This window comes from Cellulophaga lytica DSM 7489 (assembly GCF_000190595.1).
Taxonomy (GTDB): domain Bacteria; phylum Bacteroidota; class Bacteroidia; order Flavobacteriales; family Flavobacteriaceae; genus Cellulophaga; species Cellulophaga lytica.
The window spans coordinates 2,278,354-2,299,621 of record NC_015167.1 but is presented as its reverse complement, the minus strand read 5'-3'; the positions used below and the strand labels follow the sequence as shown (position 1 = coordinate 2,299,621).

Below are 21,268 nucleotides of genomic sequence, written 5' to 3'. Positions count from 1 at the left end.
CAGTATAGGTTAAAAAACATCTAGTAAAAGACCATAATTTTTATTGCTAGTAAAACAAATTGAGGCCTATTACTTAGTAGAACCTAAATAATGTTCTGAAAACAATAAGCCAACTAAGGTATAATTAACTATGCTAGAAGCAAAGTATATTTAACATACTAATAAAGAATTAACAATAAATTAAGACACTACGTAATACATTTACATAAAACGTAAGTTTATATTTATTAAACACAAAAAAAGCTCCTAAAATGCGAAATACATTTTAGGAGCTTTTAGTAATGTGCAAAAAGTACTACTTATTGTTTAGCAGCCTTTTTAAACTTGTATGTTACACCTACATTAATTCCAAAAGAAGAATAAGGCACTTTTTGAGATAATTTTTTAGATGGGTCAGTATTATCGTTTGGTAACTCATCTACATAGTTAGTTTTCTTATTGTAACCTGCAGGTAAGTTGTCTAGAGTATAAACACTTTCTGCAACCATATTACCGTCTGGAGTAAAAAGATTTGTATTGAATTCTTGTAATTCAGAATCTTTACGTTTTAAGCTAATACCGTAATACTCGGCTTCTACATAAATACTAAAGTTGTTATCTATAGGGAATTTATATCCTAAAGCACCAACAAAGCCTAATGGAAACTTACCGTGAAAATCTTCTGTATAGTTAGTTTCTGAATAAGAACCTTCTGGAAGATTATATGGTTCTCTCTCTGCCTCAGACAATAATGTACTACTAAAAACTACAGCTTCTGTTTTACCTGCAATTTTTAATAATGCACCTGCACGACCATAAAAGTTATCTGTAAATTTGTAAGCTACAGCAACAGTAGCACCATAAGCTCTACCTCTTGCAATTGCATCTACATCTACTCCAGGTACAGTTGTTTTATTTATTGTATGGTCTACACCATTTAAGTAACCAACACCAACATCTAAACCAACTTTTTCATTAAAAAAATAAGTTCCTCTTAGTTGAAAGTTTACACCCTCTCCATAACTACCATAAGTATTCTCTACACTTGTTGTTGTTGTTTCTGTTCCTAATTTCATCTCAGCGCTTCCAATTGCATATCCAGTACCTGCCGAAATTTCAAATTGAGCATAAGACATAGTACTAATTAAAATACCGACTAATAATATTACTCTTTGTTTCAAAATATTTAGTTTTAAGTTAATATAACGTAAAGGTAGAAAAAAGGAAAATTAAGAACACGTGAATTGATGTAATTTCTGACGTTTAACACTAATATTGCATAAATGATAATTTATTATTTAAATTACAGAATAATAATAAACACAACTACTAACAAGCTTAATTATACCTAAATTTATTAAGATATATTGTAGTTTCAGTATAAGATTGTATAACAAGAAGTTTACTTACAAAACGATACAAAATAAAAAAGCTTCCGATAAAATCGGAAGCTTTTGTTACTGTGGGCCCTACTGGATTCGAACCAGTGACCCCCTGCTTGTAAGGCAGGTGCTCTGAACCAACTGAGCTAAGAGCCCTCATTCACAATTTAGAAATTTGTTTTCCGTATTGCGAGTGCAAATATATAACTGTTTTTCGTTTCCCGCAAATAAAAAATGAAAAAAAATTAAACTATTTCTGCAACAACAAAAGTACTGCCGCCAACGTAAATTAAATCTTCTTTTTTGGCTAAAGATTTTGCTTTTTTAAGTGCTTCTTTTACAGATGAATAAGCATCTCCCTGTAATAAAAAGCTACTTGCCTTAGCTTTTAACTCAGCTGCATTTAACCCTCTTTCTATTTTTGGACAGCAGAAAAAATATTTTGCATTTTTAGGAAAAAGAGGCAAAATAGCATCTAAATTCTTATCCTTAACAACTCCTAACACAATAAAAAGCGACTTATAAGTTTGCTGATTTAGTTGTTCTATAGTTAAACTTAGACCTTCTTTATTATGTGCCGTGTCACAAATTACTTTAGGTTGGTCTTGTAATTGTTGCCACCTACCCATTAATCCGGTATTTTCTACAACACGTAATAAGCCTTTTTCTATTGCTTTATCATTAATTACAAATTCTTTTAATTGTTGCAAAACCGCAACTACTCCTTTTATATTTTTTTGTTGATAATTACCAAGTAAAGATGTTTTATAAGTTTTTACAGAAATAGAATCTGCAAAAATTATAGGCGCATTTTTTAAAGCAGCCATTGTATTAAATATTGGAGCAGTATCTGTTTGGTACTCACTAACAACAACAGAAACACCTTCCTTAATAATACCCGCTTTTTCTGCTGCTATTTTCTCTAGAGTATCACCCAACAAATCTGTATGATCTAATCCAATATTTGTAATTAAAGATATTTCTGGTGTTATGATGTTAGTAGAATCTAATCTTCCACCCAAACCAACTTCTATTATTGCTATATCTACCTCTTCATTGGCAAAATATTTAAATGCCATAGCTACTGTCATTTCAAAAAAAGACAATTTATGATCTTTAAAAAAAGACATATTATCTTTTACAAAACTAATAACAGCATTCTCTGGAATTTTACTGCCATTAATTCTTATGCGCTCTCTAAAATCTTTTAAATGCGGAGAAGTATACAAACCAACTTTGTAGCCAGCCTCTTGCAAAATAGACGCTAACATATGACTACTAGAGCCCTTACCATTAGTACCAGCTACGTGTATACTTTTAAACTGTTGTTCTGGAGATCCTAAAGCTTTAGAAAATAGCTTTATATTATCTAACTTACCATTAAACGCAGATTTTCCTTTGTTTTGGTATATTGGAAGTTGAGCAAACATCCAATCTAACGTTTGGCTATATGTCATTAAAGTTTATTAAATTGAGTAAATAAGGAGTAAAATTAAAGTAATTTTAGATAATTACTCTCCTAATTTAAAGTTTACAACAACAAATCCTATTTGTCTGCTTGGTGCATTAGCATCTAAGTTCCACTTATGTAAACGTGCAGTTGCCTCTGCAGGCTTTAGTAAACAAGGATGATTGTTTGTAGTACCTTTTACACCTGGTGTTGCAGATAGCACCTTACCATTACGGTCTACTACTATTTTAACAACTACCCTACCTTCTTCATTACAGTCTTGTTTTACCTTACCTTTAGCAAGTAATTTTCTTCCAGAAAGACCATAACCAGAACCACCATTTCCTGACCCTGGAGCACCATAATAGCTAGTTGCATAAGGGTTACCTTGTGGATTACCTTTATCACCAGCTTTATTATCGTCTCCTTCTCCTCCTGTAGCTTTACCGTCAGACTTTGCTAAACCACCAAAAAGATTATCTACTTTATCCCTTTTGGCTTGTTCTGCTTTACGTTTGCGTTCTGCCTCAGCTTTTTCTGCAGCAACACGTTGCTGCTCTTTACGCTCTGCTTCTGCTTTTGCTTTTTTTGCTGCAGCATCTGCCTTGCGTTTAGCTTCTTGCTTTTGTTTTATTAAAATTGATTCTTCATTATCTTGAGTAACCAATTTTTCTGCAGCCTTTTCTTGTGCAGACTCCTGTTGTACTTGAGGCTCTGCAACTGGCTTAACTTCTTCTTGTTGTTCCTCAACAACTTCTTTAGTTGTTTTAATTGGCTCAGATTTTATTTTCTCCTTTGGCTGTACATTCCCCTTTCCAAAGTCCATCTGACCAAAATTTACGGCAATACCCTTTTCTTCTGGAGGATCCATATAAGTTAATCCAACATAAAAAAGCAACAACAAGAGTACGCTTAGCAACAACGTTGTAAGCGTAAAAGATTTTTTCTTGTGTTTGGTATCTAAGAACGACATTATTTGGCTCGCACAGCTAAGATTACCTTATAATTATTTTTATTAGCAATATCCATAACGTTTACTGCTTCTTTTACAGGCACTGTTTCTTCTGCCCTTAAAATAATTGTTGGTTTTTCTTGACCTTCTAGTGCTTTCTTTAATTCAATTTCTATATACTTCCCGTTTATTTTTTCATTATTCACAAAATACTCTAAGTTTTTATTAATACTTACAGATACATTTTGTGTGTTGGTTGACTTCCCTCTTGCCTTAGGGAGCAACAGATCTAGTGCATTTGGTGCATTTGAAGTTAGCATAAAAAACACCAACAATAAAAACACGATGTCCGTCATAGACGACATACTAAAGTCTGGACTTACTTTATTTCTTCCTTTTAATTTCATCTAAAGGAATTTTAAAGTGGTTCGTTTAATAAATCTAAAAAGTCTACTGCATTAGCCTCCATAGCGTGCACAACTTTACCTGTTCTGTTTACAAGGTGGTTGTACCCAATATATGCAATAATACCTACAACTAAACCAGCCACTGTGGTTGTCATTGCTGTATAAATACCTGAAGCTAAAGACCCCATTTCTGCTTGTCCGCCTGCAGATGCCATTTCATGAAATGCCAAAATCATACCAATTACGGTTCCTAAGAAACCAATCATTGGAGCTGCACCAGCAACAGTTGCCAAAACGCTTACATTTTTTTCTAATTTGTAAACTTCTAAGGTGCCCGCATTTTCTATGGCTGTATTAATATCATCTAAAGGCTTTCCTATTCTAGAAACACCTTTTTCTGTTAGTCTAGCTACCGGAGAATCTGTTTGCGCACATAACATACGAGCAGCCTCTAGCTTGCCATTTGTTACGTGATCTTTAATCTGATTCATAAAATTTTTATCAATTTTAGAAGCAGCCTTTATTGCAAAGATTCTTTCAAAATAAATATATAGAGCAACAAATAAAAGAATTCCTAAAATTGCTATAATAATAATGCTTCCTGCACCACCATTTACAATTAAATCTATTACTGATAGTGTTTTTTCTTCGGATACACTTTCTCCCATTACTACCTCATTAGCAGCATCTTGAAACAATAACATATATTTTCCAGTATTTAAGTTGCTCTTATAACGCTATTTTGTAAATAAAATTATACGTTTAATATAAAATCTCTAATTAAAATAAAAGATCCTGCACCTGCTAAAAACCCTACTAGAGCTAACCAAGTGATTTTCTTTAAATACCAAAAGAAATCTATTTTTTCCATACCCATTGCAACTACACCAGCGGCAGAACCAATAATTAACATACTACCACCTGTACCTGCAGAATATGCAATAAAGTGCCATAATGGATCATCCATACCTTGTGGGAACATACCAATACTTGCTGCTACTAAAGGAACGTTATCTATAACTGCAGAACCTGCACCTAATAACATTACTACAAAATCTGAATTTGGAATTGCAGCATTTAAGTTTTCTGCAAAGTGGAATAACATACCTAAAGATTCTAATGCTGCAACAGCTAATAAAATACCTAAGAAAAATAAGATACTTGGTAACTCTATCTTAGATAAAGAATGATGAACAGGACTATGGTGAGAAGCTGCTTCACTTTCTCCGTCTACATTAGAAATACTAAATTTAGAATTACTGTATATTTCTGCAAAAGTTGCAACTACCGCTAAAGACAACATCATACCTACGTATGGTGGTAAGTGTGTAATAGTTTTAAAGAAAGGAACAAAAACAATAGCTCCTAAACCTAAATACAACATTGTAGATCCAAATTTAGATTTCTTTTCACTAGCTGTTTCTTCAACCTCTTCTATATTACCCTGAAAAGCCTTAAATCTACTTGCTATAAGTGTTGGTACAACCATACATACTACAGATGGTACAAATACGTGCTCTACTAATTGTGCTGCAGAAACTTTATCTGCAATCCAAAGCATTGTTGTTGTTACATCTCCAATAGGAGACCAAGCTCCACCTGCATTTGCAGCAACAATAATCATCCCAGCAAACCACAAACGAGTTTCTCTGTTTCTAATTACTTTTTGTAAAATTGTTATTAATACAATAGTAGCTGTTAGGTTATCTATAATTGCTGATAAGATAAAAGCAAGAATGGAGAACAACCATAATAATTTACGTTTACTTCTAGTTTTTATAAATCCTTTAATAGTAGCAAAACCATTAAAGTAATCTATAATTTCTACAATAGTCATTGCTCCTAGTAAAAAGACCAATATTTCTGCCGTTTTCCCTAAGTGATGTAGTAGAATTTCATCTACGTGGCTTGGCGCTAATTCTCGCAAAGCAGCATCTACTTCAAAAACTGGCATATGAGCTAAAGCTATTACTGCCCATAACAATGCCATCATTGCAAGTGCAGGTATTAACTTATCTATTTTAAGATTGTGCTCTAAGGTTATTGCTAAATAACCAACAAAAAAAATAATTATTATAATGGTCTCCATTCTTCTTCTTCTTAGTTTAGTTTATATTAATTGTTTTAATGCTATCTCAAAAGCTGTTTTACTTAACTGCTTTTTTGAAGCGTTATTTTTATATACATTTTGCATTGCCTTTTTAATGGTTTCAGAAGTATCTTTAAAAACCAACTCATCATTCATTTCTACTCTTCTTTCCATAAAGTAAGCAAATACTCTTGCCATACCACAGTTAGATATAAAATCTGGAATTAAACTTACGCGTTCATCTGTATATTCCATTATAGGACCAAAGAAAATTTCTTTATCTGCAAATGGTACATTAGCCCCGCATGTAATAACTTCTAGGCCTGTATTTATTAACTGTGTTATTTGTTCTTTGGTTATTAGTCTAGATGCGGCACAAGGTGCAAATATTTCCGCTTCTAAACCCCAAATTTGTTTATTAATTTCTTCAAACGGAATCATATTATCCGCTACAAGAGTATTTCCGTTTTTATTAAGGTAAAGCTCTTTTACTTCTTCAAAAGAAAAGCCTTCTTTATTAATTATTCCGCCATCACGGTCTATAATACCTACTATTTTAGCTCCCATTTGACTTAGGTAATATGCTGCTGCTGCACCAACATTACCAAAACCTTGTACTATTGCCCTTTTACCTTCTACAGTACCGCCGTAAATATCATAATAGTGTTTGGCTGCTTCTGCTACACCAAAACCTGTAATCATATCTGCCACTGTATACTTACGTTCTACAGAAGGAGAATATGTATTACTTTCTATTACTTTTATAACCCCTAAACGCAATTGTCCAATACGGTTAATTTTATCTGCTTCTGTAGGTTTAAAATGTCCGTTAAAAACCCCTTCTTGTGGGTGCCACACTCCAGCATCTTCGGTAATAGGAATAACCTCGTGTATTTCATCAACATTTAAATCGCCACCAGTACCGTAATAACTTTTTAATAATGGTGCAACGGCATTGTACCAACGTTTTAAAACTCCTTTTTTTCTTGGGTCACTTGGATCAAAATTAATTCCTGATTTAGCACCACCAATTGCTGGTCCAGAAACCGTAAATTTAACTTCCATTGTTTTAGCTAAAGAAAGAACCTCGTTCATATCTAATCCTTTACGCATTCTTGTACCACCACCAGCAGCACCGCCACGCAAAGAATTTATAACTGTCCACCCTTCGGCTTCAGTCTCAGAATCTTTCCAATTAAAAACAATTTCAGGTTGTTTATCCTCGTATTTTTGTAGTAAATCTTTCATTTTAAATTGATTGTAAATTATGTAACATTCTTATTGCATTGCTATTGTTGTTAAAAATATCCCTCCCAAACGGGAGTTACTGCTGTCTCATAATTTTAATATTAAATCAATTACTAAAAGTTCAATTCAACAAATATAAAAATATTGCGGCATTTTTAAACTTTTAACAACCATAGAATGATTAATTTTTCATTAATTTTACGTTGAACAGTACTAAAACATAGAGAAAGAGAATGCTATGTTGTTGAATATATCACAATATAGACCTATATTTGTACACATAAATTAACATTATCGCAATAAGATGGACTTTAAGTTAACAGAAGAACAATTAATGATTCAACAAGCAGCAAGAGATTTTGCTCAAAATGAATTATTACCAGAAGTAATTGAAAGAGATGACGCCCAAAGGTTTCCTAAGGAAGAGGTAAAAAAAATGGGCGAACTAGGCTTTTTAGGAATGATGGTTGACTCCAAATACGGAGGAAGCGGCCTAGATACACTTTCTTATGTACTAGTAATGGAAGAATTGTCTAAAGTAGATGCTTCTTGCTCTGTAATTGTTTCTGTAAACAACTCTTTAGTTTGTTGGGGATTAGAAACATTTGGTACAGAAGAACAAAAGCAAAAATATTTAACACGTTTAACAACAGGAGAAAGTATTGGTGCTTTTTGCTTATCTGAACCTGAAGCTGGTAGTGATGCTACTTCTCAAAAAACAACAGCTATAGATAAAGGAGACCACTACGTTTTAAACGGTACTAAAAACTGGATTACTAACGGTAGCTCTGCGGATATTTATTTAGTAATTGCACAAACAGATATAGAAAAAGGACACAAAGGAATTAATGCTCTTATTGTTGAAAAAGGTGCAGAAGGTTTTGAAATTGGGCCAAAAGAAAATAAACTAGGTATTAGAGGTAGTGATACACATTCTTTAATTTTTAACGATGTAAAAGTACCTAAAGAAAACAGAATTGGAGAAGATGGTTTTGGTTTTAAATTTGCCATGAAAACGCTTTCTGGCGGAAGAATTGGTATTGCTGCACAAGCATTAGGTATTGCTGCAGGCGCTTATGAATTAGCATTAAAATACTCTAAACAAAGAAAAGCATTTGGTACCGAGATTGCTAACCACCAAGCTATTGCTTTTAAATTAGCAGATATGCACACTTCTATTGAGGCCGCAAGAATGTTAGTTTACAAAGCTGCAATGGATAAAGACAATCATGAGAACTATGATTTATCCGGTGCTATGGCCAAATTATATGCATCTAAAGTTGCTATGGATGTTGCTGTAGAAGCTGTACAAATACACGGTGGCAACGGTTTTGTTAAAGATTACCACGTAGAGCGTTTAATGAGAGATGCTAAAATTACACAGATTTACGAAGGTACTTCTGAAATACAAAAAATTGTAATTTCTAGAAGTATTTTAAGAGATTAACTTAAAATAATATTTTGTTTTAATACAAATGCTGTACAATAATTATTGTGCAGCATTTTTTTATGCAAAATCCATAAATTAACATTATGAATTTGATAATTTACACACCCTTTAAAATTAAAAATTTCATTTAATTTATCAATACACTGAAAATGCTGAATTAATTTCTCGGTTATCAATAATTCTTTAAAGATAATTTAACAATTATAATATATTTGAAGAAATGTGATAATTTATGAAGCTGAAAAAACAAGGGTTATACCTACCGGATTTTGAACATGACAACTGTGGAGCAGGTTTTATCTGTAGCTTAAAAGGAAAAAAGTCTAACGACATAATACATAAAGCCTTAGAAATACTAGATAAACTAGAACACCGTGGAGCGGTTAGTTCTGATGGCAAAACAGGAGATGGGGCTGGTATACTAATAGATATACCACATGATTATTTTACAGAAGTATGTGATTTTAACTTACCAGAACCTGGTGAGTATGCAGTTGCAAACATTTTTTTACCGCAAAAACAAAATCAAAGAGATTTTTGTATTTCTGTCTTTGAAGAAAACATAAAAAAACAAGGGTTAAAATTACTTGGCTGGAGAGATGCACCTGTAAACAAAAATGTTCCTGGCCGTATTGCTATGGAAACAGAGCCTTTTGTTAAGCAAATATTTATAGCAAAAGAAGACAGCTCACAAGATTATGCTACTTTTAATCTTAAACTATACATTGCTCGTAAAGTTACAGAGCATACAATTTTAAGTTCTAAATTATCTGAAAGTGGCTTTTTCTATGTACCAAGCTTATCTACCAAAATTATTATTTTTAAAGGACTATTAATGCCACAAGACATTAAATTTTACTTTAAAGATTTAATGGATCCAAGAGTTGTTACTAGACTAGCATTAGTACACCAACGTTTTTCTACCAACACTTTCCCTACTTGGGATCTTGCACAACCATTTAGGTACATGTGCCACAACGGAGAAATAAATACCTTGCGTGGTAATGTTTCTAGAATGCGCTCTAGAGAAGAGTTATTAAAAAGTGATTTATTTGGAGATGAAATAAAAAATATACTACCTATAATATTACCTGGTAAATCTGACTCCGCAACTATGGATATGGTTGTAGAACTGTTATTAATGACAGGCAGATCTTTACCAGAAGTAATGATGATTATGGTGCCAGAAGCCTGGGAAAAAAACCCAGACATGTCTCCTGCTAAAAGAGCATTTTACGAGTACAACTCTTGCATGATGGAACCTTGGGACGGACCTGCATCTGTACCATTTACAGACGGCAACTACATTGGTGCCGTTTTAGACCGTAATGGATTAAGACCTTCTAGATATTCTGTAACCAAAGATGGTTACGTAATTATGTCATCAGAAACTGGTGTAGTAGATATAGAACCAGAAAACATTGAGTTTCACGGCCGTTTAGAGCCTGGAAAAATGTTTTTAGTTAATATGGAAGAAGGCCGTATAGTTAATGATGAAGAAATAAAAGAAAAAATTGCTCAATTAAAGCCTTACCAAAAGTGGTTAGATAATAATTTGGTGCATTTAAAAGACATACCTTATAACGACTGTCCTTTATTTTTAGGAGAAGAAAGTTTAGAAAAAAGAAAATCTCTTTTTGGCTACACTTTAGAAGACATAAATACCATTATACTACCAATGGGCAAAACAGCAAAAGAACCTATTGGATCCATGGGGTCTGATACACCAATTGCTGTTTTATCAGAAAAACCACAACTTATATACAACTACTTTAAGCAATTATTTGCCCAAGTAACAAACCCTCCTTTAGATGGTATTAGGGAAGAGTTAATTACAGATATTAGCTTAACTCTTGGTAGTGATCATAATATTTTTGATTTTTCAGAATTGCATTGCCGCAAACTTAAAATTCAAAATCCTGTAATATCTAAAGAAGATTTAGATAAGATTAAAAACTATGATGCTAGTCCAGATTACAAAGTAACATCTATTCCTATTTTATACAAAATAGCACGTGGACACAATGCTTTAGAAGAAGCTTTAGCTAGCATATTAGACCAAGCCTCTAAAGCAATAGATAACGGAACTAACATAATTATTTTATCAGACAGAAATGTAGATAAAGACAACGCACCTATACCTGCTTTGCTGGCTTTATCTTTTGTAAATAGCGGACTTCAAAAACTAGGAAAAAGATCTAAGCTAAGTATTATTATTGAGTCTGCAGAACCTAGAGAAGTGCATCATTTTGCATTATTGTTTGGCTACGGAGCAAGTGCAGTAAACCCATATTTGGTAAACGAAATTATTGCTGAGCAAATAGAAGAAAATGACATTACAGACATTACTTTTGATGAAGCAATTAAAAATTACAACAAAGGTATTGGCAAGGGAGTTTTAAAAGTGATGAACAAAATAGGCATCTCTACATTAAACTCCTACAGAGGTTCGCAATTATTTGAGTGTATTGGTATAAACACCAAGGTTGTAGATAAATATTTTCCAAATACCCCTACAAGAATTCAAGGTATTGGCTTGTATCAAATTGAAAAAGAAATATCTAAAAGACACCAAAAAGCGTTTAACACTAAAGAAGTTGCTGCTAGTTTAGAGCTAGAAATGGGTGGCGCATATAGGTGGCGTAGAGACGGAGAAAAACACTTGTTTAACCCCCTTACTATTGCTAAACTTCAAAAATCTGTTCGTAACAACGAACCAGAAACTTACAAAGAATACTCAAAGCTTATTAACGAGCAGTCTAAACATTTAATGACCATTAGAGGTTTGTTTGAATTCTCTAACTACGATCCAATTCCTATTGAAGAAGTAGAGCCATGGACAGATATTGTAAAACGATTTAAAACGGGTGCAATGTCTTACGGATCTATAAGCAAAGAAGCTCATGAAAATTTAGCTATTGCTATGAACCGTATAGGTGGTAAAAGCAACTCAGGAGAAGGTGGTGAAGATGCAGAACGATTTTACAAAAATGAAACTGGAGATTGGAAAAACAGTGCCATTAAGCAAGTAGCTTCAGGTAGGTTTGGTGTTACATCTAACTACTTATCAAGCGCAAAAGAAATACAAATAAAAATGGCTCAAGGAGCCAAACCTGGAGAAGGCGGACAATTGCCTGGGCCAAAAGTAAATCCGTCTATTGCAAAAACAAGAAATTCTACTCCATATGTAGGACTTATTTCCCCTCCTCCACATCATGATATTTACTCAATTGAAGATTTATCTCAATTAATATACGATTTAAAATCTGCCAATAGAGAGGCAAGAATAAATGTAAAATTAGTATCAGAAGTTGGTGTAGGCACTGTAGCCGCAGGTGTTGCTAAGGCTAAAGCAGATGTTATATTAGTTTCTGGCCACGACGGTGGTACAGGAGCATCTCCGCTTACCTCATTAAAACACGCTGGTTTACCTTGGGAACTTGGTATTGCAGAAGCACAGCAAACCTTAGTTATGAATGATCTTAGAAACAGGGTTGTTGTAGAATGTGACGGACAATTAAAAACAGGTCGTGATGTTGCCATAGCTTGTTTACTTGGAGCAGAAGAATTTGGTTTTGCAACTGCACCATTAGTAGCTTCTGGTTGTATCATGATGCGTGTTTGTCACCTAAACACTTGCCCTGTTGGTATTGCTACTCAAAACCCAGAGTTGCGTAAAAAGTTTAAAGGAAAACCAGAACACGTAGTTAACTACATGTACTTTATTGCTCAAGAATTAAGAGAAATAATGGCGCAATTAGGGTTTAGAACAGTTAACGAAATGGTTGGTCAAGTTCAAAAATTAGATAGAAAGAAAGCTATAGAACATTATAAAGCAGAAGGAATAGATCTTACTCCAATTTTACACCAAGTAAGTGTTCCTAAAGAAACCAAACTATACAATACTCAAAAACAAGAGCACGACATTTACAAATCTATTGAGTTTAAAATCATAGAAAAAGCGCATCCATCTTTATTTAGAAAAGAGAAACTAACCTTAGATTTCCCTATTAAAAATACAGACAGAGCAGTTGGCGCTATAATAAGTAATGAAATTTCTAAAACCTATGGTGCAAAAGGCTTACCTATAAACACGCTACGTTTAAATTTTACTGGCTCTGCCGGACAAAGTTTTGGAGCCTTTGCAACCAGAGGTTTGACTATGACTGTTAATGGTAATACAAATGACTATTTAGGAAAAGGTCTTTCTGGAGGTAAACTAGTAATAAAAGTTCCAGAAGGCGCCACTATTATACCAGAAGAAAATGTTATAACTGGTAATGTTACCTTATACGGTGCTACAGCTGGTAGAGCATATATTAATGGTAAAGCAGGTGAGCGTTTTTGTGTACGTAACTCAGGAGCAAAAACCGTGGTAGAAGGAATTGGAGATCACGGTTGTGAATATATGACTGGCGGTGTTGCTGTAATTTTAGGTGAAGTAGGCCGTAATTTTGGAGCAGGTATGAGTGGTGGTATTGCCTATGTTTTAGACCCGAATAAAACATTTGAAAAAAACTGCAACAAAGAGTCTCTTAATTTACTACCTGTAGAAGAAGCTAATGACATTGCAGAGTTAAAAGACCTTATAGAGAGTCATTACAACTACACTATGAGTCCTTTAGCACAACGTCTATTAGAAAACTGGGAAAACAGCCTACCAATGTTTGTAAAAGTATTCCCTGAAGAATACAGACAAGCACTAAAAAGATTAGAAGAAGAACAAAAAGCTAGCATAATATAAAGCACTATGGGAAAAATAACTGGATTTTTAGAGTTCGAAAGAAAAATAGAAGACTATGCTCCTGTAGAAGAGCGCATAAAAAATTATAAAGAGTTTACACAACCACTAAAAGAAACTGAATTAAAAAATCAAGGTGCACGTTGTATGGATTGCGGAGTTCCGTTTTGCCATAGCGGATGCCCTTTAGGAAATTTAATTCCAGATTTTAATGATGCTGTATACAAAGGCAAATGGGAAAAAGCAGCAACCATACTACATTCTACTAACAATTTTCCTGAATTTACAGGCAGATTATGCCCTGCTCCTTGCGAAGAAGCCTGTGTACTAGGCATTAATGAAGATCCTGTATCTATAGAAAATATAGAGAAAAACATTGTAGAAACTGCATTTTCTAAAGGATGGATAACAGCACAACCTCCTAAAACAAGAACTGGTAAAACAGTTGCTGTTATAGGTTCTGGGCCAGCTGGTTTAGCTACTGCACAACAATTAAACAGAGCCGGACATCTAGTTACTGTTTTTGAGCGTGATGCAAAAGTTGGAGGATTATTACGTTATGGTATTCCAGATTTTAAAATGGAAAAAAACGTAATAGACCGAAGATTAGAAGTTCTTAAAGAGGAAGGAATAATTTTTAAGACTAACACACATATAGGAGTAGATATAGATGCTAACACACTAAAAGAAGATTTTGACGCCGTAGTACTTTCTGGTGGGGCAACAGTACGCAGAAATTTACCTATTAAAGGAGCAGATTTAAAAGGGGTTGTACAAGCAATGGACTTTTTAAAGCAAAACAACAAACGTGTAGATGGTATTACAGATCTAGGAGAAGAAATAAAGGCTACCAACAAAGATGTTATTGTTATTGGTGGTGGTGATACTGGGTCTGACTGTATAGGAACATCTATACGCCACGGAGCAAACTCTGTATCTAATTTTGAAATTATGAGTAAAGCAACTCCAGAAAGACCAGCAGACCAACCTTGGCCGTTTTGGCCAATGCGTTTGCGCACAAGTTCTTCTCATAAGGAAGGGGCAGAACGCTTTTTTAGCATATCTACCAAAGAATTTATTGGAGATGAAAAAGGAAACTTAAAAGGGCTTATAACCGCAGAAGTAGAGTGGATAAAAACACCTGGACAAAGACCTACATTAAAAGAAGTTCCTGGAACAGAAAAAGAATGGAAATGTGAGTTAGTATTACTTGCAATGGGTTTTACAGGGTCAGAAATGACTGTAGCTCAGCAATTAGGCTTAGAAGCCGACTCTAGAACAAATATTAAAGCATCTGCAAAAAACTATATGACCAATGTACCCGGTGTTTTTGTTGCAGGAGACCAAAGAAGAGGTCAGTCATTAATTGTATGGGCCATCTCTGAAGGCAGACAGGCAGCGCATCACGTAGATGTTTACTTAACAGGAAGCTCTACTTTACCACTAAAAGGAGAAGGAGATTTACCTAGAGTTTAGAAAAAAAAATAAAAAACGCTTTGTATTGATATTATACTATCTTTGCACTTTAAATTAAAAATAAAATTATGAGTAACGGTACAGTAAAATTTTTTAACGACTCTAAAGGTTTCGGTTTTATCACTCCAGATGATGGTGGTAAAGACGTTTTTGTTCACATTAGTGGATTAACACACGAAATAGCTGAAGGAGACAAAGTTAGTTATGACGTTGAAGAAGGAAAAAAAGGACCTAATGCAGTAAACGTTGAAGTCCTTTAATATATAAAGAATTTAACTTATTACATGCAAAGCCTGTTGTTAAAAACAACAGGCTTTTTTGTTTTTACAAGTATCAATCTTAAACAAATTATAAAGGTTAATTTCCACTATTTCAATTTATATCAAATGCGTACTTTTGTACAAATATCAATCTAAAATAAAATGAGCAACAATAAAATTGCACCCTCTTTATTAGCAGCAGACTTTGGAAACCTACAGAGAGATGTAGAAATGGTAAACAACAGCGAGGCAGATTGGCACCATATAGATATTATGGACGGCGTTTTTGTTCCTAACATATCTTACGGTATGCCTGTGTTAAAAAGTATTGCACAGCACGCAACAAAAACATTAGATGTGCATTTAATGATTGTAGACCCAGACAGGTATATAAAAACCTTTGCTGAGTTAGGCGCAAACGTATTATCTGTACACTATGAAGCTTGCACACATTTACACAGAACTTTACAAGCTATTAAAGCAGAAGGAATGATGGCTGGCGTTGCTTTAAATCCGCATACTAACGTAAACCTTTTAGAAGACATTATTAACGATATTGATGTTGTATGTCTAATGAGCGTTAATCCAGGTTTTGGCGGGCAATCTTTTATTGAAAACACATACAATAAAGTAAAAGCTTTAAAAGAACTAATTACCAAAAATAATGCAACTACACTTATAGAGATCGACGGCGGAGTTACCTCTAAAAATGCAAAAGCATTAGTAGATGCAGGTGCAGATGTGCTTGTTGCGGGTAGTTTTGTTTTTAAAAGTGACAACCCAACTGATACAATTAAAAACTTAAAAGAAATTATAGGCTAGTGAATTTATTAGATGTTGTAATTATTGGTGGCGGTCCAATTGGTATTGCCTGTGGGTTAGAAGCTAAAAAAAATGGGCTTTCTTATCTTATTATAGAAAAGGGATGTATTGTAAATTCACTTTACAATTATCCTGCTAAAATGCAATTTTTTTCATCATCAGAAAAACTAGAAATAGACAACATTCCTTTTATAAGTAATGAAGCCAAACCCAAAAAGGAGGAAGCTTTAGAATATTACAGAAGAATTGTGAGTAGTAACGACCTAAACATTAATTTGTTTGAAAAGGTAATTAATGTTACTAAAAATACCACAACATATACCTTAGAAACCAGTAAGCAAACTTACAACACTACAAACGTTATAATTGCTACTGGTTTTTATGATATACCAAACAAATTAAATATACCCGGAGAGAACTTACCAAAAGTAAGTCATTACTACAATAATCCTCATTTTTTTTCTAAACAAAAATTAGCGGTTGTAGGAGCAAGTAACTCATCTATAGATGCTGCATTAGAATGTTGGCGTAAAGGCGCAGAAGTTACTTTAATAATTAGAGGATCTGAAGTTGGTAAGCGTGTAAAATATTGGGTACGTCCAGACATTATTAACCGTATAGAGGAAGGTAGTATAAAAGTTATATACAGTGCTAATATTACAGAAATTAAAGAAAGAGAGCTTGTTATAAAAACAGCTAACGAAACTATAGTATTAGAAAACGATTATGTTTTAGCTTTAACAGGCTACAGACCTAATTTTGAATTTTTAACCAAAATGGGAATTACTTTATCTAATGATGATAAAAAAATTCCGACTCACAATACACACACAATGGAAACCAACTTAAACAATGTTTTTTTGGCAGGCGTAATTTGCGGAGGTATGGAAACACATAAATGGTTTATAGAAAATTCTAGAATTCACGCTAAAAAAATAATAAGTACTATCTTAAAAAAGAAATAATAATTATATTACACTGTTTTCAGGGATATGCGTTTCGCTAACTTACGGGTTTTTTAAACAAACAATTATCACAAACTTTGCTAACAACACCAAAACAAACAGTTAACGCATTTTTTTAAATCTTAAAATGGTTTAAAACACAATATGCAATTACATAAATTATTATTTTTTTGACTACCACCAAATCTACATACCACCTACAACAGCACATTAAATTTAAACACATTTTAGTTTTTCTTTTAATTGGAGTTTTTCAGTTTGCAAATGCTCAAGAAGCAGATAGCATCAAAAAAGAAGAGGACCCGTCTTTTTTCTCTTTTTCATGGTCTAAAATTCAAAAAGATAAGACTTTACAACCATTATATGATGCCTTAAAAGATGCTGACTTTGGGGCTCAAAGATTCTCTATTTTTGATCAACTTATAGATCATCATGCAAAAAAAGCCAACACAGACTCTGTTTTACATTATGGTAACTTATATGTACAGGAATTAGGCAACTGGGATAAACCCGAAAAAGAAAAGAAATATTTATATGCAAAGGCATATTATTTAATGTCTTTGGGCAGTTCTTTAAACGGACTTGTAGATAAATCTATTGAGTGGAATATAAAGGGACTACAAGAAGCTGAAGCAATTAACGACTCTGAATATATGTATTTACACAAGGTAAGTCTTGCAAAAAATTACATAGCCCAAAACAGCATTGACAAAGCCATTAATTTACTTAAAGAGAGTATAAGTATTTATGGCAAACAACAACCAACAATTACCTATAGAGCACTACTGCAATTAGGTAACGCATATTCACAAAAAAAAGAATATGACATAGCTAAAAATTATTACAACTCATCTTTAGAGTTAGCAAAGCAATTTAAAGACTTAGAAGCCGAATTAGAAATTAAACTACACAATGCCAAGCTTTTAGAAGTCAACAAAGAATATAACAAAGCAATACAAATGTATGCGCAAATAAGCAACCAAGCCAAAGCTAAAAATTTTAACGCCATATATTATGAAGGAGCGCTACTTGTTGCCAAGTTATATTATAAATTAGAAGAATACAACATTGCAAATGTAGGTCTAACTATGGCATACATCAATGCTGTAGACCATGAAAATTTACAGTTTCAAAGAGAATCACTCATCATACAAGCAAGAAGTTTTTACAAACAAGAAGATTACAAAAATGCATACGCCACAATGACACAACTCTTTGGAGTTTTAAATGAAATAAAAGACAAACAACAAAGAGAAATAATAAAGGAACTTGAAATACAGTATGAAACTATAAAAAAAGAACAAGCTATATCTGATTTAAAAGAAGATCAAATTAAACAGCAAGCCGAATTAGATAGGCAAAAAACCATTAAAGCTGCTTTTTTAATTGGATTTTTAGTGATTCTTATCCCTGTCATTGCTTTGCTATATACTTACTACCAAAAAATGCAAGCACAGAGCGAGCTGGCTAAAAAAAATGAAGAAATTAATAGTCAAAAAGTAGCCGCACTTAAACAAGAACAAGAATTAAAATTAATAAAGGCCGCTATTGAAGGTCAGGATGAAGAGCGCAAACGTATTGCTCAAGAATTACATGACAGTATTGGTGGCAACTTAGCCGGCATAAAATTGCAATTAGCAAGTGTAAAAGAAAAAACCCAAACACTAAACACAATTTCAGGTCAGTTAGATGAAACCTATCAATTAGTTAGAGACATTTCTCACACCCTAATTCCTAAAAAGTTTAGACAAGATGATTTTACGCAGCTTATAAAAGAATATACTAAATCTATCACAAGCACTGGCAAATTAAATGTAGAATTTCACCCTCATCCAGAGGATAAAATAAACACTCTTAATGAAATTGTTAAAATGGAGTTGTTTAAAATTATCCAAGAGTTAATGACCAACACCTTAAAACATGCAAAAGCATCTACTACTGATATTCATTTAAATTATTTTGAAGATAGCATTACTTTACTTTTTGAAGATAACGGAAAAGGTTTTGACACTAGTAAAAACGGAGAAGGTATTGGATTTAAAAACATTAAAAGCAGAATAGAAAAACTAAACGGTACGCTACACGTAGACTCAGCAATTAACAGAGGTACTGTAGTATCTATAGAAATACCAATTAAAAACACAACCAATGACAACATATAACCTTATTATTGCAGATGACCACAAAATGTTTATTGATGGTCTAATGAGTATTTTAAATGATGCACCTGAGTTTAATGTAATTTTAACAGCCAAAAACGGAGCACAAGTTGTAAAGTACTTAGACATTAATGGCGCAGCAGACATACATTTACTAATTACAGACTTAACTATGCCAGAAGTTGATGGCATTGAACTTAACAACATAGTTAAGGAACGTTTTACTAGCCTAAAAACTTTAGTTGTAAGTATGCATATTGATGGAACTATGATTGACACGTTGATAAGAAATAATGTAGATGGATATGTACCTAAAAATGCTGAAAAAGAAGAATTACTAGAAGCTATTAGAAGCATTGTAAAGGGTGAAAAATATTTCTCTTCAGAAATTAAAAAAGCATACACAGATGCTATGTTTGCTAGTAAAAAGGAAAAAGAAATTTCTTTAACCAATAGGGAAAAAGAAGTTTTGAAACTAATTGCAGAAGAATATACCACACAAGAAATTGCAGACGAGTTATTTTTAAGCAAACACACTATAGAGAGCTACCGTAAAAATTTAATTTCTAAGCTAAACGTAAAAAACTTAGCCGGACTAACCAAACACGCAATAAAAATAGGCCTTCTAGACGATTAACAAATCTACACCCCTGTTTTCAGGGTGTGTATTTTCACTTATTTAGGCGTATTCTTAGGCCTGTAATAGCTTCATCTTTGTAGTGTATTTAAAAAGCACTCAATTATGAAAACTAAATTATTTGTATCAGTATTAGCAACAGCATCATTATTTTTATCTTGCAGTAACGATAAAAAATCTGCAAACCAAGCAAAAACAAATGCAGATATTAAGTCGGACATTATTATTGAAAACACAAAAATAAGAACAGGTATTTCTGCTGTAGACGAAGAACGTTCTTTTATAATAGTAACAGGAAAATCTTTATTAGAAGGTACTGCAACTGTAAAAACTACCAATATTAAAGGTGAAGAAATACACTGCGAAACGTTTCCTGCGAAAAAATTAATAGACCAAGAATACAAAACAGCCAACTCTACATTAAAAGAATCTCATATTATGGAAAATGTACAAAACTATTTTGAAGTTAACCATAGTAGAGACTTGGCTAAATCATAAAAAAATATACTAGACACCAACCAGAAAACCACGCAAGTTGCGTGGTTTTTACATTATATATGCTTTACAAATTTTAACTAAAAGCTCCGCTTTTAAAGCAAAGAATCCAAAATTGAAAACACAAGTAAACTTAATTTTCAATTTTGGATTCTTTGTTTATTCGTGACCCCGGAGGGACTCAAACCCCCAACCCTCAGAGCCGAAATCTGATGCGCTATTCAGTTGCGCCACGGGGCCTTTTATTAGCCTATAAAAAAATTAAGCTAATTTACTTTTTACTATAGTAGAAATTGTTTTACCATCTGCTTTACCTGCCAACTGAGAAGATACCATACCCATAACTTTACCCATATCTTTCATACCTTCTGCTCCTGTTTTTGCTATTACACTTTCTACAACCTTAGCTATATCATCTTCTGACATTTGCTCTGGTAAAAATTGTGCAATTACTTCTGCCTGTGCTAACTCTGGAGCTGCCAAATCCTCTCTTCCTTGTTCTTTATAAATAGCTGCACTGTCTTTACGTTGCTTAACTAATTTTTGTACAATTTTTATTTCTTCTTCTTCAGTTAATTCTGTTTTTGCTCCTGACTCTGTTTGCGCCATTAACAAAACAGATTTCATAGCCCTTAATGACTCTAAAGCAACGCTATCTTTAGCTTTCATAGCTGTTTTCATTGCCGTCATTACATCTTGTTGTAAGCTCATAATTTATAATTTTTAGGAACACGAAGATAAAAAAATAAACCCGAA

General features: G+C 33.3%; 17 protein-coding genes and 2 tRNA genes. 9 read left to right on the top strand and 10 right to left on the bottom strand.

From position 1 onward, the window contains the following. Positions 1 to 299: 299 nt before the first annotated feature. From CELLY_RS10275 to CELLY_RS10240, 8 genes are all read right to left on the bottom strand, one after another. Entirely contained in the window at positions 300 to 1,160 is an 861-nt protein-coding gene (locus CELLY_RS10275; RefSeq protein WP_013621610.1) for an outer membrane beta-barrel protein, read from the bottom strand. Between the two features lie 282 nt (positions 1,161 to 1,442). Further along, positions 1,443 to 1,517, bottom strand: a tRNA-Val gene (locus CELLY_RS10270). A gap of 89 nt (positions 1,518 to 1,606) precedes the next feature. Beyond that, on the bottom strand, positions 1,607 to 2,818 hold the full coding sequence (locus CELLY_RS10265; protein WP_013621609.1) for a bifunctional folylpolyglutamate synthase/dihydrofolate synthase: 1,212 nt from the start codon (positions 2,816 to 2,818) through the stop codon (positions 1,607 to 1,609). A 54-nt stretch (positions 2,819 to 2,872) separates the two neighbouring features. Continuing rightward, complete coding sequence (locus CELLY_RS10260; protein ID WP_013621608.1) at positions 2,873 to 3,784, bottom strand: energy transducer TonB; 912 nt, start codon at positions 3,782 to 3,784, stop codon at positions 2,873 to 2,875. Continuing rightward, positions 3,784 to 4,170, bottom strand: a complete 387-nt coding sequence (locus tag CELLY_RS10255) for an ExbD/TolR family protein (RefSeq protein WP_013621607.1) — start codon at positions 4,168 to 4,170, stop codon at positions 3,784 to 3,786. The genes CELLY_RS10260 and CELLY_RS10255 overlap by 1 nt, the downstream gene beginning before the upstream one ends. Positions 4,171 to 4,181: 11 nt before the next feature. Continuing rightward, on the bottom strand, positions 4,182 to 4,874 hold the full coding sequence (locus tag CELLY_RS10250; RefSeq protein WP_013621606.1) for a MotA/TolQ/ExbB proton channel family protein: 693 nt from the start codon (positions 4,872 to 4,874) through the stop codon (positions 4,182 to 4,184). A gap of 50 nt (positions 4,875 to 4,924) precedes the next feature. Next, entirely contained in the window at positions 4,925 to 6,259 is a 1,335-nt protein-coding gene (gene nhaD / locus CELLY_RS10245; protein ID WP_013621605.1) for a sodium:proton antiporter NhaD, read from the bottom strand. Between the two features lie 21 nt (positions 6,260 to 6,280). Continuing rightward, positions 6,281 to 7,507, bottom strand: coding sequence for a Glu/Leu/Phe/Val dehydrogenase dimerization domain-containing protein (locus CELLY_RS10240; protein WP_013621604.1), 1,227 nt, complete (start codon positions 7,505 to 7,507; stop codon positions 6,281 to 6,283). 304 nt (positions 7,508 to 7,811) lie between these two features. Here CELLY_RS10240 and CELLY_RS10235 point away from each other — a divergent pair, with 304 nt between their 5' ends. From CELLY_RS10235 to CELLY_RS10195, 9 genes are all read left to right on the top strand, one after another. After that, positions 7,812 to 8,954: an acyl-CoA dehydrogenase gene (locus CELLY_RS10235; RefSeq protein WP_013621603.1), complete on the top strand. Its 1,143-nt coding sequence runs from the start codon at positions 7,812 to 7,814 to the stop codon at positions 8,952 to 8,954. Positions 8,955 to 9,189: 235 nt separating this feature from the next. Next, entirely contained in the window at positions 9,190 to 13,701 is a 4,512-nt protein-coding gene (gene gltB, locus CELLY_RS10230) for a glutamate synthase large subunit (protein WP_013621602.1), read from the top strand. Positions 13,702 to 13,707: 6 nt separating this feature from the next. Then, entirely contained in the window at positions 13,708 to 15,174 is a 1,467-nt protein-coding gene (locus CELLY_RS10225) for a glutamate synthase subunit beta (RefSeq protein ID WP_013621601.1), read from the top strand. Positions 15,175 to 15,242: 68 nt separating this feature from the next. Continuing rightward, positions 15,243 to 15,434: a cold-shock protein gene (locus tag CELLY_RS10220; protein WP_013621600.1), complete on the top strand. Its 192-nt coding sequence runs from the start codon at positions 15,243 to 15,245 to the stop codon at positions 15,432 to 15,434. Between the two features lie 162 nt (positions 15,435 to 15,596). Further along, positions 15,597 to 16,256 (top strand): ribulose-phosphate 3-epimerase, encoded by a 660-nt coding sequence (gene rpe, locus CELLY_RS10215; protein WP_013621599.1) that lies wholly within the window; start codon positions 15,597 to 15,599, stop codon positions 16,254 to 16,256. Continuing rightward, positions 16,256 to 17,221 (top strand): YpdA family putative bacillithiol disulfide reductase, encoded by a 966-nt coding sequence (locus CELLY_RS10210; protein WP_013621598.1) that lies wholly within the window; start codon positions 16,256 to 16,258, stop codon positions 17,219 to 17,221. Before rpe ends, CELLY_RS10210 begins: the two co-directional genes overlap by 1 nt. Before the next feature lie 170 nt (positions 17,222 to 17,391). Beyond that, on the top strand, positions 17,392 to 19,383 hold the full coding sequence (locus tag CELLY_RS10205) for a tetratricopeptide repeat-containing sensor histidine kinase (protein WP_013621597.1): 1,992 nt from the start codon (positions 17,392 to 17,394) through the stop codon (positions 19,381 to 19,383). After that, complete coding sequence (locus CELLY_RS10200; RefSeq protein ID WP_013621596.1) at positions 19,370 to 20,017, top strand: LuxR C-terminal-related transcriptional regulator; 648 nt, start codon at positions 19,370 to 19,372, stop codon at positions 20,015 to 20,017. The genes CELLY_RS10205 and CELLY_RS10200 overlap by 14 nt, the downstream gene beginning before the upstream one ends. Positions 20,018 to 20,122: 105 nt before the next feature. Next, positions 20,123 to 20,515, top strand: a complete 393-nt coding sequence (locus CELLY_RS10195) for a hypothetical protein (RefSeq protein ID WP_013621595.1) — start codon at positions 20,123 to 20,125, stop codon at positions 20,513 to 20,515. Between the two features lie 163 nt (positions 20,516 to 20,678). On the opposite strand, the gene CELLY_RS10190 is transcribed toward CELLY_RS10195, so the two are convergent. Both CELLY_RS10190 and CELLY_RS10185 read right to left on the bottom strand, forming a co-directional pair. Then, positions 20,679 to 20,752, bottom strand: a tRNA-Arg gene (locus CELLY_RS10190). 21 nt (positions 20,753 to 20,773) lie between these two features. Next, a complete protein-coding gene (locus tag CELLY_RS10185) occupies positions 20,774 to 21,223 on the bottom strand; it encodes a GatB/YqeY domain-containing protein (protein ID WP_013621594.1) in 450 nt (149 codons plus the stop codon). Positions 21,224 to 21,268: the final 45 nt, after the last annotated feature.

Bases quoted from the DNA above. Each gene is read 5' to 3' on its own strand.
- CELLY_RS10265 (WP_013621609.1), bottom strand. From the start codon at position 2,818: ATGACATATAGCCAAACGTTAGATTGGATGTTTGCTCAACTTCCAATA.
- CELLY_RS10260 (WP_013621608.1), bottom strand. From the start codon at position 3,784: ATGTCGTTCTTAGATACCAAACACAAGAAAAAATCTTTTACGCTTACA.
- CELLY_RS10255 (WP_013621607.1), bottom strand. From the start codon at position 4,170: ATGAAATTAAAAGGAAGAAATAAAGTAAGTCCAGACTTTAGTATGTCG.
- CELLY_RS10250 (WP_013621606.1), bottom strand. From the start codon at position 4,874: ATGTTATTGTTTCAAGATGCTGCTAATGAGGTAGTAATGGGAGAAAGT.
- nhaD (WP_013621605.1), bottom strand. From the start codon at position 6,259: ATGGAGACCATTATAATAATTATTTTTTTTGTTGGTTATTTAGCAATA.
- CELLY_RS10240 (WP_013621604.1), bottom strand. From the start codon at position 7,507: ATGAAAGATTTACTACAAAAATACGAGGATAAACAACCTGAAATTGTT.
- CELLY_RS10235 (WP_013621603.1), top strand. From the start codon at position 7,812: ATGGACTTTAAGTTAACAGAAGAACAATTAATGATTCAACAAGCAGCA.
- gltB (WP_013621602.1), top strand. From the start codon at position 9,190: ATGAAGCTGAAAAAACAAGGGTTATACCTACCGGATTTTGAACATGAC.
- CELLY_RS10225 (WP_013621601.1), top strand. From the start codon at position 13,708: ATGGGAAAAATAACTGGATTTTTAGAGTTCGAAAGAAAAATAGAAGAC.
- CELLY_RS10220 (WP_013621600.1), top strand. From the start codon at position 15,243: ATGAGTAACGGTACAGTAAAATTTTTTAACGACTCTAAAGGTTTCGGT.
- rpe (WP_013621599.1), top strand. From the start codon at position 15,597: ATGAGCAACAATAAAATTGCACCCTCTTTATTAGCAGCAGACTTTGGA.
- CELLY_RS10200 (WP_013621596.1), top strand. From the start codon at position 19,370: ATGACAACATATAACCTTATTATTGCAGATGACCACAAAATGTTTATT.
- CELLY_RS10195 (WP_013621595.1), top strand. From the start codon at position 20,123: ATGAAAACTAAATTATTTGTATCAGTATTAGCAACAGCATCATTATTT.
- CELLY_RS10185 (WP_013621594.1), bottom strand. From the start codon at position 21,223: ATGAGCTTACAACAAGATGTAATGACGGCAATGAAAACAGCTATGAAA.